Origin of the sequence: Sphingomonas profundi (assembly GCF_009739515.1) — a bacterium.
GTDB lineage: Bacteria > Pseudomonadota > Alphaproteobacteria > Sphingomonadales > Sphingomonadaceae > Alterirhizorhabdus > Alterirhizorhabdus profundi.
In genome coordinates, this window is sequence record NZ_CP046535.1 from 3398597 (window position 1) to 3412963 (window position 14367).

Annotated in this window: 11 protein-coding genes; 8 read left to right on the plus strand and 3 right to left on the minus strand. The window is 63.4% G+C overall.

All coding sequences use genetic code 11. The features are described 5' to 3' along the window. Window positions 1-281: 281 nt before the first annotated feature. Entirely contained in the window at window positions 282-689 is a 408-nt protein-coding gene (locus GNT64_RS16300) for a single-stranded DNA-binding protein (protein WP_156680476.1), read from the plus strand. 53 nt (window positions 690-742) lie between these two features. On the opposite strand, the gene GNT64_RS16305 is transcribed toward GNT64_RS16300, so the two are convergent. Beyond that, window positions 743-952 (minus strand): hypothetical protein, encoded by a 210-nt coding sequence (locus GNT64_RS16305; protein WP_156680477.1) that lies wholly within the window; start codon window positions 950-952, stop codon window positions 743-745. After that, the gene (locus GNT64_RS16310) at window positions 945-1229 is read right to left on the minus strand and encodes a DUF6437 family protein (RefSeq protein ID WP_156680478.1); all 285 of its coding nucleotides are present in this window, start codon (window positions 1227-1229) and stop codon (window positions 945-947) included. The genes GNT64_RS16305 and GNT64_RS16310 overlap by 8 nt, the downstream gene beginning before the upstream one ends. A gap of 406 nt (window positions 1230-1635) precedes the next feature. Here GNT64_RS16310 and GNT64_RS16315 point away from each other — a divergent pair, with 406 nt between their 5' ends. From GNT64_RS16315 to GNT64_RS16340, 6 genes are all read left to right on the plus strand, one after another. After that, window positions 1636-1881: a hypothetical protein gene (locus GNT64_RS16315; RefSeq protein WP_231639054.1), complete on the plus strand. Its 246-nt coding sequence runs from the start codon at window positions 1636-1638 to the stop codon at window positions 1879-1881. A 484-nt stretch (window positions 1882-2365) separates the two neighbouring features. Beyond that, window positions 2366-2656, plus strand: coding sequence for a hypothetical protein (locus tag GNT64_RS16320; protein ID WP_156680479.1), 291 nt, complete (start codon window positions 2366-2368; stop codon window positions 2654-2656). Next, window positions 2646-4970 carry a type IV secretion system DNA-binding domain-containing protein gene (locus tag GNT64_RS16325; protein ID WP_156680480.1) on the plus strand — a complete coding sequence of 775 codons (2325 nt, stop codon included), beginning with the start codon at window positions 2646-2648 and terminating at the stop codon, window positions 4968-4970. Before GNT64_RS16320 ends, GNT64_RS16325 begins: the two co-directional genes overlap by 11 nt. A 4-nt stretch (window positions 4971-4974) precedes the next feature. Next, window positions 4975-7893, plus strand: a complete 2919-nt coding sequence (gene mobF / locus GNT64_RS16330; protein ID WP_156680481.1) for a MobF family relaxase — start codon at window positions 4975-4977, stop codon at window positions 7891-7893. A 368-nt stretch (window positions 7894-8261) separates the two neighbouring features. Continuing rightward, complete coding sequence (locus GNT64_RS16335) at window positions 8262-8765, plus strand: Pycsar system effector family protein (RefSeq protein ID WP_156680482.1); 504 nt, start codon at window positions 8262-8264, stop codon at window positions 8763-8765. A 5-nt stretch (window positions 8766-8770) separates the two neighbouring features. After that, window positions 8771-9478, plus strand: coding sequence for an adenylate/guanylate cyclase domain-containing protein (locus tag GNT64_RS16340; RefSeq protein ID WP_156680483.1), 708 nt, complete (start codon window positions 8771-8773; stop codon window positions 9476-9478). A 55-nt stretch (window positions 9479-9533) separates the two neighbouring features. On the opposite strand, the gene GNT64_RS16345 is transcribed toward GNT64_RS16340, so the two are convergent. Then, the gene (locus GNT64_RS16345; protein WP_156680484.1) at window positions 9534-12635 is read right to left on the minus strand and encodes a tetratricopeptide repeat protein; all 3102 of its coding nucleotides are present in this window, start codon (window positions 12633-12635) and stop codon (window positions 9534-9536) included. Window positions 12636-12781: 146 nt separating this feature from the next. Between GNT64_RS16345 and GNT64_RS16350 the strand changes: the two genes are divergently transcribed. Then, on the plus strand, window positions 12782-14362 hold the full coding sequence (locus tag GNT64_RS16350; protein WP_156681705.1) for an adenylate/guanylate cyclase domain-containing protein: 1581 nt from the start codon (window positions 12782-12784) through the stop codon (window positions 14360-14362). Window positions 14363-14367 lie beyond the last annotated feature (5 nt).

Below are 14367 nucleotides of genomic sequence, written 5' to 3' on the forward strand. Positions count from 1 at the left end.
CAGGACTGACCCTTCAATACGACCGGTCGGTCAGCTAGCTCCGGTGTGAGCCAGGGCCGTTCCCATCGACTTATCTCCCCTATGGCGGGCGCGATCCGACGCAACCCCGCGAGCCCAGGCCCGTGTTGCTGCGGGCTTCGCCCTCCGCTGCCCGCGCCAGCCTCGGTCTCGGGGGTTCCCCGTCGGCCCTGACGGGCCTCGGTGCATCGTCTCGGCTTGCCTCGCCATGGCCGGGGTTCAGTCGATCGGGACGGTCCCGGCGACGAACCTGGAGCAAGGCCATGACCAACACCGTTCTTCTCGTCGGCAACCTCGGCGCCGATCCGGAAGCCCGTTCGACCCGCAACGACACCCGCGTCACGACGATCAGTCTGGGCACCAGCCGGCCCAAGCGCGACAGCGAGGGCAAGACCTTCAAGGATGCGAGCGGCTTCACCGCCAAGGAGACCGAATGGCACCGCATCACCTGCTTCAACGGGCTCGGCAAGACGGTTGCGCAATACGCCACCAAGGGCATGCTCGTCGCGGTGAAGGGGCGCATCCACTACAGCAAGTGGACCGATCGAGAGGGCGTCGAGCGCTACGGCTGCGAGATCATCGCGGACGATGTCCAGTTCCTCAGCCGCGGCAAGTCTGCTGGCAGCGATACCAGCGGCCAGAACGATCTCGACGACGATGTGCCCTTCTGATCGGACCGATTGGCCCCGGTGGCGACCGGCCACCGGGGCATCTTCTCGTTGAGCTACAACGGGAAGTGACGGGCGACCAAAGCGTCGAGGCGTCGGCCAAGCAATTCGGCCAGGACCAGGGCATCGCGCTCGGCATCGAACGGATCGCGTTCGATCGCGCTGACGATCGCGTCGCGCAGCCAATAGCTGGTCGCGGGGTGGGCGAGGATGGTGATCATCTCGATCATGTCCTCCCCGTCACGCTGCGTGGACGGATCAGCCATGGCTCCCCTCCCCACGCTTTGCCGGTGTCATCGGCTCGCTGCCGGGCGCCAAGGCGGGATCGTCTTTCCGTGGCGCCGGATTTTCGCCGGCAGTCGCGAACGTCACCAGCTCTTTCAGTCGGGCGATCCCGAGGTCGGCGCCGCCCGCGTCGAGCACGGCATAGCCGAGCTCCAGGGCGGCTGCGCGGCGGACATCGGCACCGCGGGTTTCGAGCACCCGTCGCTCTTCATTCAGACGTGTGAGCGCATCCAATGCGCTCGGCTTCTTCTTGGCCACGACCACTCTCCTTGTCGGTCGAAGCCCCTTCCAATGCCGATCATCGGGTATCGCTCGAGGTGTAGGAAAGTTCTTTCTTCGGGCCGGATTTGGGTAGCTCTCGAGGCTGCCGTTGCGCTTCAATCGCCCGTCGCGGGCATCGAGCCCGCGCCGGGCGAGCTCTTCTACTCGCTCGACATGGGGTAGAGTGACAGCGGGAGAAATCGGGCCTCAAGGACGACGGGGCCCCACCATTTTTCCGGCCGATCAAGGCCAGTACTTGTACTTCGGCAGCAGCGCGCGGCCGAAAAAATCGTGACCCCCATCGCCGCTTACGCGGCCGCGCGCTGAAGCGCGCGGTCCCTGACCCCCAATCCCTCCCGCTGTCCCCGAGACGCCGTCTTTCACGACGTTGAGGAGATGGACGATGACCTACTTCAGCACGATCACGGCAGCACAGGACAGCGGAGCGCAGGCCGATCATACCGCCTATATGGCAGCCTACGCCAAAGCCTTAGAGAGGGCGCGCTACAGCTACTTCGACCAGCACATCGTCCGCACCGATGACGGATGCTACTGGGTCGCCGATGAAGGGGATTACGAGCCGCTGATGGAGGAACTGGTCGACCGGATCGTCCATACCATCGACGCCGGCCGCAGCGACGAAAGTTAACGGCGTGAGAGGGACAGCGCTCCCTCTCTTTTGCTCGTCCAGAGCGGATAGGCGCGGTTTGAGGCGCCGATGCCGACATCCTATTTTGACTAGGCGGCCGGATGAATACTCCTGAATGACGTGTAATTCCGGCGCCCCCGGGCGACCCATTTTCACCGCTCCGCGTCCCTCCGGGAACACCGATCGATTGCCGGATCCTCGTCATACATCATCACCCGCAGCACTCGGACTATCTGGGGCAAAGGGTGCACACCTTACGCGGCGGGGCCGCAGTATAGATGCTTGGGATAACTGGCCAATAACCGTATAACACGACAATGTATTTTGTTAAACGGTCGTTATACAGTGCTAAGTCTTTGATCTCACTGTAGCTGACGTCCCTGCGCCTGCGTCGAAAGCGCTTTCCTACACCCCTGCCCCTCTGCTATCCCGGCCCTGCCTTTCGCAGCGTGACCGGACGCCTCCGCCCCCGACGGAGACGTTCATGTCGTACCACGAACTCATCGCTATAAGGCTCAGCAGCGCGATGCGCGCCGAGCTCAACGCGCTGGCCACTTCGCGCCAGACCGACGTCGGAAAACTCGTCCGGCGGCTCATCGCCAACGAACTGGCTGGTAGCCGGTCGCGGGTTGAGGAAGCGATCGATCAGATCCTCTATTTGGCCATCGCCATGGACGGTTTGTTGGCCGCCCACCCCAATCCCGACCTGCGCCACGACATGCTGCGGCTGTGGAACGAGCGCCTCGCCGAGGAGGGCCATTCCGATGCGGCATAAGCTCGTCAACTTCACCCGCGGCAGCCAGCTGATCGGGCATTTCGGCTTCATGTTCGCCGCCGGCTTGAAAGGTCCGGCGCTGGTTGCCTTGGCGACCTTCGGCGGGCTGATCTGGTGGCGACTCAACGCCACGCTCACCGATCAGGAGAGCTATCTTTCCTGGATGCGACTCTACGTCACGGCCTACACATGGTTCGAATTCGACCTCGCCAAGCCGATCAATCTGGCGCGCGAGGGGCACCCACTGCTGATCCCCATCGCGAACGCCGCCAAGCACCCCTTGATGGTGTCGGCCTGGACGAAATGCATGAGCGCGGTCCGTGACGGCGCGATGCTCGCCGCGTTCCTCACCATACCGGCGACGATGGCGTTCGCCTGGGCCGCGGCATGGTTCGGTCGGCGGTCGAAAGAGAGCCGGCACGAGCGTGGCGCAACGCTCGCAACCTACCCGGCGCTGATCGGGGAGATCGAGGCCCATAATCGCATCGAGCGGTCGCGCGAATATCGCCGCTTGCTCGGCCCAAGCTGGCGGCTCGCCTCCCCGGCCGAGCGGCGCGCGGCGAACCTCTATGAGCCGTATACGCTTGCCGGCGTGCCCTTCCCGTGGCGGCTCGAACAGAGCCACGCCATGCTGATCGGCACCACCGGCACCGGCAAAACCGTGGCGCTGCGCGACCTCCTCCAGCAAGTGCGCGACCGCGGTCATCGCGCGGTGATATTCGACCTCACCGGCGCCTTCATCGAGGCCTTCTACGACCCGGCGCGGGACGTCATCCTCAACCCGCTCGACGCACGCTGTCCGCAATGGTCGGTGTTCGAGGACTGCCCCGACGAGGCGGCGTTCACCGCCGCGGCCGAGGCGCTGGTGCCGCACGACGGCGGTGGATCCGAGCAATTCTGGGTGCTCGCCGCGCGCATGCTGTTCGTCGAAATGTGCCTCAAGCTGGTCGAGGAAGGCCGCGCGACCAACCAGGCGCTGTCCACCGAGCTGATGACCGCCAGCCTCGCCCATGTGCACCGGCTGATGGAAGGCACCGTCGCCGATCCGCTGACCGCGCCCGAAGCGGCGCGGATGGCGGAATCGATCCGCGCCGTGTTCAACGCCAACGCCAAGGCGCTGCGCATGCTGCCCACGACCGGGCCCCGTTTCTCGGTGCGGGACTGGGTCACAGGCGCAGGCGAAACCGGGAGCTTCCTGTTTGTGTCAGCGCGCTATGTGGACATGGCCGTCGCCTCACGCCTGCTCACCGTGTGGATGGACACGGCGATGAATACGCTGATGGCCGGGCCCCGCACCTCCGACCTGAAGCTCTGGTTTCTGTTCGACGAGCTCGGCGCGCTCCACCGTCTGCCGGCGCTCGAAAAGGGCCTGCAGACCGCCCGCAATTATGGTGGTGCGATCGTGGTCGGCGTCCATGCCTATGCCAAGCTCAAGGAGACCTACGGCGACAATATGGCGATGACGCTCGCCGCGCTCGCCCGCACGAAGCTCGTGCTCGCCACCGCCGATCGCGAGTCCGCGACATGGTGCTCGGACTTCATCGGCCATCGCCAATATCGCGAAATGGAGGAAGGCTATAGCTACGGCTACAACAACGCCCGCGACGCCGTCAGCCTGACACCCCGGCGCCAGATCGAGCCGCTGCTGCTCCCCGATCAGTTGATGAACCTGCCGCGGCTGCAGGGGTATCTGAAGTTCCCGGACGGTTTCCCCGCGGCGCCGGTCCAGCTACGCTATGTCGCCTTCCCGAACATCAGCGAGCCGTTCACGCCGCGTCTCCCTGAGGACCGTCGCCGCCCTGCCCGGGAGGACTCTGGCGCTGGCAGCACACGGCCTAATACCGACGCAGCGTCGGGTGCAAACGATCAAGGTCCGGGGCCGAGCGGCGAGCGTTCGAAGCCCGCAGAAGATCGTGCGATGCCCGATGCCAGGGCGCCGGCGCGTGTCGATGGCGATGCTCCCGGCAAGCAGCGCGAGCGAGCGGAGCGACGGATCGCCACACCGTTCGGCCGCGGACCTGCCAGGGCGAACCGGCCCGTCTCGGGACCCGCTGAGCGACCTGTCCGCACCACGAGCGGGGGTGATGCGCCGCCGACCCGTACGCCGGGACGGTCCGGGCAGGACGCTGATGCGCGCAATCAAAACGGCGCGGCTCGAACGGATGCGCCGCACGATGGCCGCCCCGGTAGCGTCGATCCCGCGCATGGGCTGAAACCGCTCACGCGCCCCGAGAACATCTCGCTGCGCGAGATGCGCGAGGGCATCGCACCGTCCGATCCGGGGCCGATCGATCAACCCGAGCTGGACCTGTGACGCCATGCTCTCGGTCTCGAGCGTTCGCTCCGCCAAGGGTGCCGCCGGCTATTTCGCCGCCGACAATTACTACACCACAGGCGAAGCGGAAACCTCCGGCGAATGGTTCGGCAAGGGTGCGGCGGCGCTCGGGCTCGAGGGGAAAGTCGATAAGGACCGGTTCGAGGCGCTGCTGGAAGGACGCCTCCCCGATGGCACCCAGGTCGGTTTGCCCGACCGCCACCGCGCCGGCATGGATCTCACCTTCTCGCTGCCGAAGAGCTGGTCGCTGCTCGCCTTGGTCGGCGGCGACCGGCGGATCCTCGATGCTTATAAAGAGGCGGTGACGGACACGCTGCGCTGGGCGGAAAGCCGTGCCGCGGAGACCCGTATGGAGGTCAAGGGCAAGGAGCGCGTCGTCGCGACCGGCAACCTTGTCACGGCTTTGTTCGAGCATGATACCAGCCGCGCGCAGGACCCGCAGGCGCATCTTCACGCCGTCATCGCCAACGTCACGCAAGGGCCCGACGGCAAGTGGCGCGCGCTCCACAACGAGAAGCTGTGGTCGCTCAATACGCTCTTGAACTCGATCGCGATGACGGGCTTTCGCGAGCGCGTCGAGGCGCTCGGCTACGAAATCGGCGACCGCACCAAGCACGGCAATTTCGAAGCCGCCGGGATCGGTCGCAACCTCGTCATGGCGTTCAGCACCCGGCGCCAGCACATCCTCGCAAAGGTTGCGGAGATGGGGAGCCGGACGCCGGAAGCGTTCGCCGCGGCGACGCTGATGACCCGCCCCACCAAGACAGCGGCGGTGGATCGGGTGGTGCTCTACGCGGCGTGGCGGCAAAGCGCGAAAGACGCCGGCCTCGACCTCCCATCCATGATCGCCGCGGCCGACGTGCGACGCCAGGCGGTGCCCACCGGCTGGTCGAAGCTCGCCCGCGCAATCGGCAGCGCCGCCGAGCGCGCATCGACGGTGATCGACGTATTGCGCGAGCGGCTCGGGCTTGCGCCGGCCGATCCTTATCTGCCCCGCGCGTCGAACCGCATGGAACCGGCTCAGGCGGCGGCAGCGCATGCCGTGGCTTCGGCGCTGCGCCATCTCGAGCAGCGCGAGGCGGCGTTCGCGAAGACCGCTATCTATAAGGCCGCGCTCGACACCGGGCTGCCGGTCCGCATCGAGGCGGTCGAGCGCCGGGTCGAGGCGCTCACCCGCGCCGGACAGCTGGTCGCGGGCAGACGGACCGAGATGATCACCACGGCGCAGGCGCTGGAGACCGAGCGGCGCATGCTCGCCGAGGTCGACGTCGGTCGCGGCAACGGCGCCGTTTATGTGCCGGGCGAGACCGCTATCGATCGATTGACCGGCACGGCGAAGGCACGATCCGGCATCATCCTCAACCCCGGCCAAAGTGCCGCCGGCGCGATGATCCTCGCTTCACCCGACCGCATCGTCGCGATCCAGGGTGTGGCCGGTGCCGGCAAGAGCAGCGTGCTCGCGCCCGCCGCCGAGATCATCCGCGCCGGCGGCCGTGAGGTGCTCGGTCTCGCCGTGCAGAATACGCTTGTCCAGATGCTGCAGCGGGAGACCGGTATCGCTTCGATGACCGTCGCCCGCTTCCTGAAGAGCCACGACAAGCTGCTCGGTCCCACTCCCGATCGTAGCGCGCTCGCCGACGCGCGCCAGTCACTGGGCGGTGCTGCGGTCCTGGTTGACGAAGCGTCGATGCTGTCAAATCCCGACCAGTTGAAGCTCGTCCGGCTCGCCAATTTGATCGGCGTGGGCCGCATGGCGTTCGTCGGCGACGCGCGCCAACTCGGCGCCGTCGATGCCGGTAAACCCTTCTCGGTGATGCAGCAGGCCGGTGCGCCGACCGCGCAGATGAGCCAGAATCTGCGCGCGCGTGGTGAGGCGATCAAAGTTGCGGCGGCGGCCGCGCAGATCGGCGCGGTCGACCGCGCGATGGAGGCGCTGGCGCCGTTCACGATCGAGGCGCCGGGGCGCGGCAGCACCGAGGCGGCGGAGCGCTGGCTGGCGCTTCCGCCGGGCGAACGCAGCCACACGGCGATCTACGCCTCGGGGCGGCGGCTCCGCGGCGAGGTCAATCAGGCGGTGCAGGCCGGGCTGATCGCGCGCGGCGAAATTGGGCCGGGCAGCATGAATCTGACGGTACTCGAACGCGTCAGCGTGACCAACGAGGAACTGCGACGGTCGCAGAGCTATGAGGTCGGCATGATCGTCGAGATTAGCCGCCCGCAGGTCGGCCAGCGGCTGCCTCGGGCGCGCGCCACAGTCGAGAAGGTCGATCATCGAACGGGTACGGTGACCCTGCGCCTGTCGGGTGGGCGTGAACGGAGTCTGCGTCCGGACAAGCTGCGCATCCGGCACGGTGAGAGCCCGCTTCAGTTGTACGAGCCGAAGGCGCTGACCCTGCACGAGAAGGATCGCATCCGCTGGACGGCGAACGACCATCAGCGCGGGCTGTTCAACGCCGATCAGGCGACGGTGGTGGCGATCGATGGGCGCCGCGTGCTTGTGGAAACCTCGCAAGGACAGACTGTCTCCCTGACCCGCGGCGACCCGATGCTGCAGCGGCTAGACCTAGCTTATGCACTCAATGCTCATATGGCGCAGGGGCTGACATCGGATCGCGGGATCGCCGTCATGGAAACGCGCGACACCAGGCTCGTCAACCAGCAGACTTTCCTCGTGACGGTGACCCGGCTCCGTGATGCGTTGACCCTCGTCGTCGATCGAGCAGGCCAGCTCGAAAGACAGCTGCTACGCGCTCCGGGCGGAAAGGCGTCGGCGCTCGAGACCAGCGGCGAGTTGCGCGGCGCCAGGAACTCAAACGCAACGAAAACTTCCGGACCGACACCGCCCGAGAGGACGCTCGACCACGATCAGGGTCGGTCGAAGCCGTACGAAATCGGGATATGAATAGGAGCAGATTGGACTCAGATAAACGACCCAGAAGACGACGTTGACGGCGGCGGGATCGCCTCTGGAAACCGGCCTTTCGTTCATGTTGCCTGCCCTCGAACCTGGCGAGGCCCACAGCAAGTTGGAGCGGCAGCAAAGTTGGACAGTCCGGAAAGCCTCCTTTCGGGAGCGCGATTGGACTAGCGGACACTCCCGGCAGCGAAACGGCGCGTTGGATTTGGCGTCCATCCCGGGAGTTCATGGCCGATTGCGATCCTCCCGAAAGCAGTCGTTTGTTCATCCGCGCTCGTCGTCCAAGCGTCGCGCAGAGAACATGCTTTGCTACGCCGACGGAACTTGATACCGTCTCCGATCGGAGGGGTAGCATGAAAGATCTGACCGTCATTGAAGCACAGTTGACGCGCGTCTTGGACTTTTTCCCCCGCGTTGACACCAAGGTCGCTGGGCTGTTCACCGTCAATTCTGCTGTACTGACGGTCAGTGCGCTCAATGTACAAGCTGGCGATCTCAAACAATGGTACATCGCCATTCCCGCTGTTTTTCTGGTCCTTGGCTTAGTCGGGTCCTACACATTTCTCTATCGGTGCAACTTTCCTGATCTTGAGGGCGGCCAGGGCAGCCTGATCTATTTCGCCGCAATCCAAGACCGCACGGAAATCAAATTCAAGGACGAGTTCGAAGCGGTTAGCGAGGCGGACTATCGCTCTGACATGCTTGGCCAAGTCTGGCGCAATTCCCACATTCTGTGCGAGAAATACCGGGCCATTGCTGTCGCAATCCGTATTACGCTGGCGACCTTCCTGCCTTTTGTGATCTTTCTGGTGATGACGGCAATCGAACATAGCCGGATACCCGTGTTTCGCGGGTAAGTCAGATGGCATTGAAAGACGATCTCACTAACGCCGTCGACGGCATTCTAGGAACGGCGTTCGAGGAGCGCGACGGTCAGAAAATACCGACATCGGACGACATCGCCTTGTCAAACGGCGCCGTGAAGCTGGATGCCGCGTTCCTCTATGCCGACCTCGCGGGATCGGGCGTCATCGCAAAGGTTTGCCCCTGGGACACCACAGCGAAAATCATCCGCGCCTATCTGGACTGCTCGGTACGCATCATCCGAGCGCAAGGAGGCGAGATTCGAAGCTTCGATGGCGATCGTGTAATGGGCGTGTTTATCGGCGATAGGAAGCGAACGAACTCCGTGAAGGCCGCGCTTAAGATACAATGGGCGACCGAAAATATAATCCAGAAAAAGGCAACCGCCCGGTTCAACTCGGTAAAGAACAATGACGTCAAGATTCGGCAAGCCTGCGGTATCGATGTCGGCATCTCCAGGGCGGTACGCGCGGGCATCCGCAACAATAACGACCTTATTTGGATTGGTCGCCCGCCAAGCTTTGCGGCGAAGCTCTCCGATAATCGAGAATATCCCTTCTGTACCTTCATCTCGGCCGCAGTGTATGATGCGATGTTAGACGAAGCGAAGCTGAGCAAAGGCGTTAATATGTGGGAAAAGCGGAGCATGAAGTTCGCGGGCGTTGACGAGGCCGTCTATCGCTCAAATTACGAGTGGACGCCGTAACGGCGTTCAACGCACCTTATCTCGATCAGGATCGTCCTCTCGAAGAAGCCATCGATTATCGTTCGGCGGCGTGAAGTTGGTCCAGAATATCAAGTGCAACTTCCCTAATTTCCTTGGCAACAGCTGGCGTTTCGCCTCGATTAAGCTTCAGCGCTATCGAGAGCGGCTCCACCGTTCTGCCCTCTTCGGAGTCGAGCAACACGCTCAACTCAGCACTGAGGCCAACGCGGGCAAGCTCCAGGCTTGTGTCGACAAAGCTCGGGATGAGCTCGCGCCGCGTCTCCAATTCCGGCAGTGCGGCACCGAGATGGGCGATCGCCGCCTGAATGTCGCCGCGCTTTGCTTCAAGCGGTGCGAGAAAGAGCCGTGCCTCGGTCAGATCTGGATCGCGTTTGAGTGCTTCGGCGCCGTCCTCGATCCGGAACTGCAGTTCGCGATCGGTCAACTGCGCGCGCGCCAACAGGCATTTGGGATTGTCGGGGTCCGCCTCCATTGCCCGGCCAATCAATGCCTGCGCTTCGGAAGGCGCAGAGATGCGCGCCAATCCCGTCAGCGCCGATACCCCAATGTCATTCAGGGCGAGGGCGGATTTGAAATATTCACGCGCGCCATCCTCGTTGTGCCGGCGGGCCGCGATGTCCCCTTGGAGCACGAGGCTGCAGTAGCAGTCCTCATTCGCAGCGAGAGCCTCGTCTAGCAATTCGAGGGCATCGTCATCGTCGCCATGATGGACAAGCAATTCGGCAACTTCGCGCATCGGACCGCATGCGCCGCTATCCAAGACCGCCTCGACGGCTTTCCGCAGTGCGGCCTCCGCCTCGGCATCCGAAGCGGATTTCTCCATCAGCAGGCGCGCCAGCCTAACCCAGGCCGGTTCGCCATCCTCGAGGGTCGTGGCGTGACGATAGGCCTTCTCGGCGCGATCTCGCTGACGGCTCGCGCTGTAGATATCTCCGGCTGCAATCCATGCCCAGACATCGCCGGCACGCTTTTCCAGCATTGCGTCGGCGACCTTGGCAATCACCTCGAAAGGTTCGCCCATGTGGCGCATGGCAGTTGCCAGCATTTCGTAGATCGCGGGGCTACTGGCGCCGATAGCGACGCTCCGGTCGAGCGCGGCGCGCGCCTCAGTAAACTCCCCCTCCGCTGAGAGGAAAGCGCCGAGATCGGCCCAGGCCGTCCAATCTTCGCCGCCCTCGGCTACCTCGCGGAGCAGCGCGATCGCCTCTGGCGCACGACCGGTTCCACTAAGCAAGCTGGCGAAAAGGTGTCTGGCATCGGAACGATCAGAATTATCTTCGAGCGCTTGGCGAAGCAGTGTCTCGGCTTCATCCACCTTGTCCTGACGCATCAGGATTCTGGCAAAGTGTGTCGTCGCGTCATCTGTCAGCTCGCCGAGCGCAGCCGCCCTGCGATACAAATAGAGCGCGCCATCTTCGTCATCATTCCGGTCGCGCAAACGTGCCAGATGAAGGATCGCCGGCGCGCAGCTGGGGTCGATTTCTAACGCGCGATTGAAGGCGACTTCGGCCGCCTCGGTCTGGTCCGCAAACGACAGCATTAGCCCGAACACTGAATGGGTGCCCGGATTCTCGGGCTCGCGTTCCACGGCGCGCTCGGCGGCGCGAACCGATTCCTCATGTTCGTGAAGTTGAAGGTGCGTGAACGCCAATTGTATGAATGGCATCGGGTTTGATGGGCTGATGGCTGCGGCCTCAGCGAGCAACGCCTTTGCCCGGTCGGCATCCTCGCTCTCCAGTGCCTCGCGTGCATCGCGGAGAAGCCTGTCGACAGCGGCATCGCCGTCGCTCTCCTCGAATTCCGCTTCGATCAAACTTGGCGCGACTTCGGCCGGCAAGCCGTCCTGACGCAGTGACTGAAGAAAATCAGCGGGCGTCTGCGCTAGGATACGCGCGCGCACCGTCTCGGGTTGCCCCGTCAAAATGGCATCGAAGGCCCAGTGATAATCCGCCCGCTTCGCAGGCTCGAACCGGCAAGCTTCGTCGACGAGTTTGGCTGTTGTCGCGACCAATTCGTCCCGATCATAATATTCGGTCATGAAGGCTACGAGCGCGCGGACCCGGCTCGAAGGATGGCTGCGCCGCCGCATTAGATAGTAGATATTGAACAGCCGCTCGGCGGCGTAATAGAGCGCCGATCGTCCGCGACCTTGCTCCTTGATCACAGAACCGCGGTCGCTCAACCGTCCAAGCATGGCGGAGGCCGTGTTTACGTTGACCCGCGCTGCCTCCGCGATCTGCTTTGCGGTGCTCGGATCCCAGGCGTCGAGCAGTGCAGCGAACACCTTCCGCTCGACCGCGGGGAGCGTGTCGAGTTGGCTTTTGAAATATTCGGTGTTCTGATCGATCAGCTGGTTGAGGTTTTCCATGAGATCGCCAAGCGAGGGCGTGCGCATGAAATCTGCAAGAATATGAATTAGTCGTGGGCTGCCGCCAGTTAGGATCTGCAATGGTCGGATGCGGGCGCGCGGCACGTCGTGCGTGGTGAGGGAGGCCCATAGCGCATGGCATTCATCAAGTGTCAGTGGCCGGAGCGGCAGGATGCGATAGCCATCGAGGGGGCAGCTCGAACTCTCGTCGGTCGATTGCGCCACGGAAGTTGCGAGTACACCGAAGAGCGAATCGTCGGCCAAGGCGGTCAGAAGGATTGAGCGGTCGCTGCCGATCTGATCGTTCAGCAGCATGTGGAAGTTCTCGACGACCACAAGAAGCCGCTTGCCAGCGGCTGCCGCCACTTCGCGCAAGATCTCCAGGCAGCGCTGCAGCAGGATTGTCTCGTCGGCGATCGTCACCGCTTCGCGGTGCCGGGCCTTGAGGTTTGCATCGCCGGCATCATCGGCGAGATAGAACAGACATTCGAGGAAAAATTCCCCTGGCGTGGTGACCGTATAGCTTTCCTCGCCAAGGAAAATCGGCTGCCACAATGCGTGCAGCGTTTCATCAGTCCTGATTTCAGCCAGCACGCGCCGACACAAGGTCGTTTTCCCAGCACCTCGCGGTGCGACCAGAATGGCCCGCGGCGCCGCCGTCTCCCCGCGCAGGATCGTGAGGGTCTCTGCAAGCTCGGGCTGTCGAACGATGAAATTCGATACGGCCTCATCATCGGACTGAAAGGCCGGATTGAATTTGTACGCCATCGTCAGCGTCGCTCCATGACCTGCACCAGTGAGCACTCCTAGCTGCCAACAATTCTGTTGGCAAACGGAAAAACATGGTTTATGTCTTGCCAACAATTCTGCTGGCAGACCGGCTTCAGCGGAAAATGAATAGGAATCTCAATATTATGGCAAAGAAGGTGTGGAAGAGCGAGACGACCGACAAACGGGTGGCAACCCGCTTGAAGGAGGTCGAGACGGTCGAGATCAAGGATTATGTACGCGATACCGACCTGCATGGGCTCGCGCGGAACAAGGCGTATCGCGTCGACGGCGTTCATGTTTATGCGGACATTCTCAACTTGGGCGAGATGCTGCAGTCGACCGAGGTCGAGGGCGAGACGTGCCACAAGCGGACCCTTCGCTTTCTTAACCTTCATTATCGCGCCGTCTACCGGATCATCGCCGCGGTGGATGCGATTCAGGTCGATTTTCACAATCAACGGCTGCACTTGGTGGTCGCCAAGCCGTATGGCGACGAAGCCGCGCGCGTGCACAAGGCGGTGGCGATCGGCCAGCTGATTATGGATGTCCTGGCAAAGACCGGCGAGGATGGTGACGATAAGATTCCATCGGCAAAGGTCAGGGTCGGCATTGACACGGGCCTGGCCCTGGCGGTTCGGAACGGCCGCCGTGGCAGTTCCGAGCCGCTCTTCCTGGGCGTACCGGCGAACCATGCCGCCAAGCGCGCCGGGGGCGGAACCAACACCGGCATCTATCTGTCCAACGAAGCGCGTGGCGCCATCGACTTGGATGCGGTGGATGACGAAGATGTCACTGCGCTGACCGCAGCCGAGGTGGGCGATAGCCAGGAAGACGCGGCGCTCGCCGTGACCGCGGATGGTATCCTCCGGGATTGGAAAAAGGACCTCGAAGCCAATCCGATCGGCAAGTTTTTGTTTAGCGGGCATACCCCGCCGTTCGCCGATCTCGATCTGGAGGTGCTGACGCCTGGTAATTCGCGCCGCAACGACGCGATCTCGATCTATGCGGACATCGACGGCTTCACCGCTTATGTTGCCAGACATATCGACGACGACGATGATGCAATGGAGGTCGTGCGAGCACTGCATGTGCTGCGCGCTGAACTCGACGCCGTGCTCACCGAAGATTTCGGCGGGCGGAAAGTCCGGTTTATCGGCGACTGTGTCCACGGCGTCATCGGTGAAGGCACCGCGCAGACCGCCGACACCGAAGCAAGCGCGAGCACCGCAATCCTGTGCGCGGGCGCACTGCGCAGCGGCTTCGTCCGCGCTTTGAAGTTGCTTGAGGACGAGGGCATCGACGTTGCCGGTCTCGGGATCGCAATCGGATTTGATGCCGGCCCCGTCGCACTGACGCGCCTGGGCATGAAGGGGTCGATGATCCGCTGCACGACTGGGCGAGCCATCCTGGCTTCGGAGCACGAACAGCGTCGATGCGCCGGGGATGAGACCGCGGTCGGGGCGGTCACGTATGGATGGTGTTCCAACGCTGGACAGAAGATTTTCGGATCCAGCCGCAAGCGCTCAGGCCTGACCTATGACGTGGCGCTTGAGGAACTCGCCGACGAAGGGGATACGACGGCTGCGGCCGCCAAGGTAGCGAAGGCCGCGATGGCGATGACGCTTCTGGAGCCGATCATTGCCGCGCCGGCCGCTGCAGCGCCGAGCGCTTTCCGCTTTCCGAATCGCGATGCCACGCCGACCAAGCCGGCAGGCTTCGCCTGATGTGG

What these genes read in the sequence shown, in the direction of transcription:
- GNT64_RS16325 (WP_156680480.1), top strand. Translation starts at nt 2,646, where the DNA reads ATGCGGCATAAGCTCGTCAACTTCACCCGCGGCAGCCAGCTGATCGGG.
- GNT64_RS16335 (WP_156680482.1), top strand. Translation starts at nt 8,262, where the DNA reads ATGAAAGATCTGACCGTCATTGAAGCACAGTTGACGCGCGTCTTGGAC.
- GNT64_RS16340 (WP_156680483.1), top strand. Translation starts at nt 8,771, where the DNA reads ATGGCATTGAAAGACGATCTCACTAACGCCGTCGACGGCATTCTAGGA.
- GNT64_RS16320 (WP_156680479.1), top strand. Translation starts at nt 2,366, where the DNA reads ATGTCGTACCACGAACTCATCGCTATAAGGCTCAGCAGCGCGATGCGC.
- GNT64_RS16345 (WP_156680484.1), bottom strand. Translation starts at nt 12,635, where the DNA reads ATGGCGTACAAATTCAATCCGGCCTTTCAGTCCGATGATGAGGCCGTA.
- GNT64_RS16315 (WP_231639054.1), top strand. Translation starts at nt 1,636, where the DNA reads ATGACCTACTTCAGCACGATCACGGCAGCACAGGACAGCGGAGCGCAG.
- GNT64_RS16350 (WP_156681705.1), top strand. Translation starts at nt 12,782, where the DNA reads ATGGCAAAGAAGGTGTGGAAGAGCGAGACGACCGACAAACGGGTGGCA.
- GNT64_RS16300 (WP_156680476.1), top strand. Translation starts at nt 282, where the DNA reads ATGACCAACACCGTTCTTCTCGTCGGCAACCTCGGCGCCGATCCGGAA.
- GNT64_RS16305 (WP_156680477.1), bottom strand. Translation starts at nt 952, where the DNA reads ATGGCTGATCCGTCCACGCAGCGTGACGGGGAGGACATGATCGAGATG.
- mobF (WP_156680481.1), top strand. Translation starts at nt 4,975, where the DNA reads ATGCTCTCGGTCTCGAGCGTTCGCTCCGCCAAGGGTGCCGCCGGCTAT.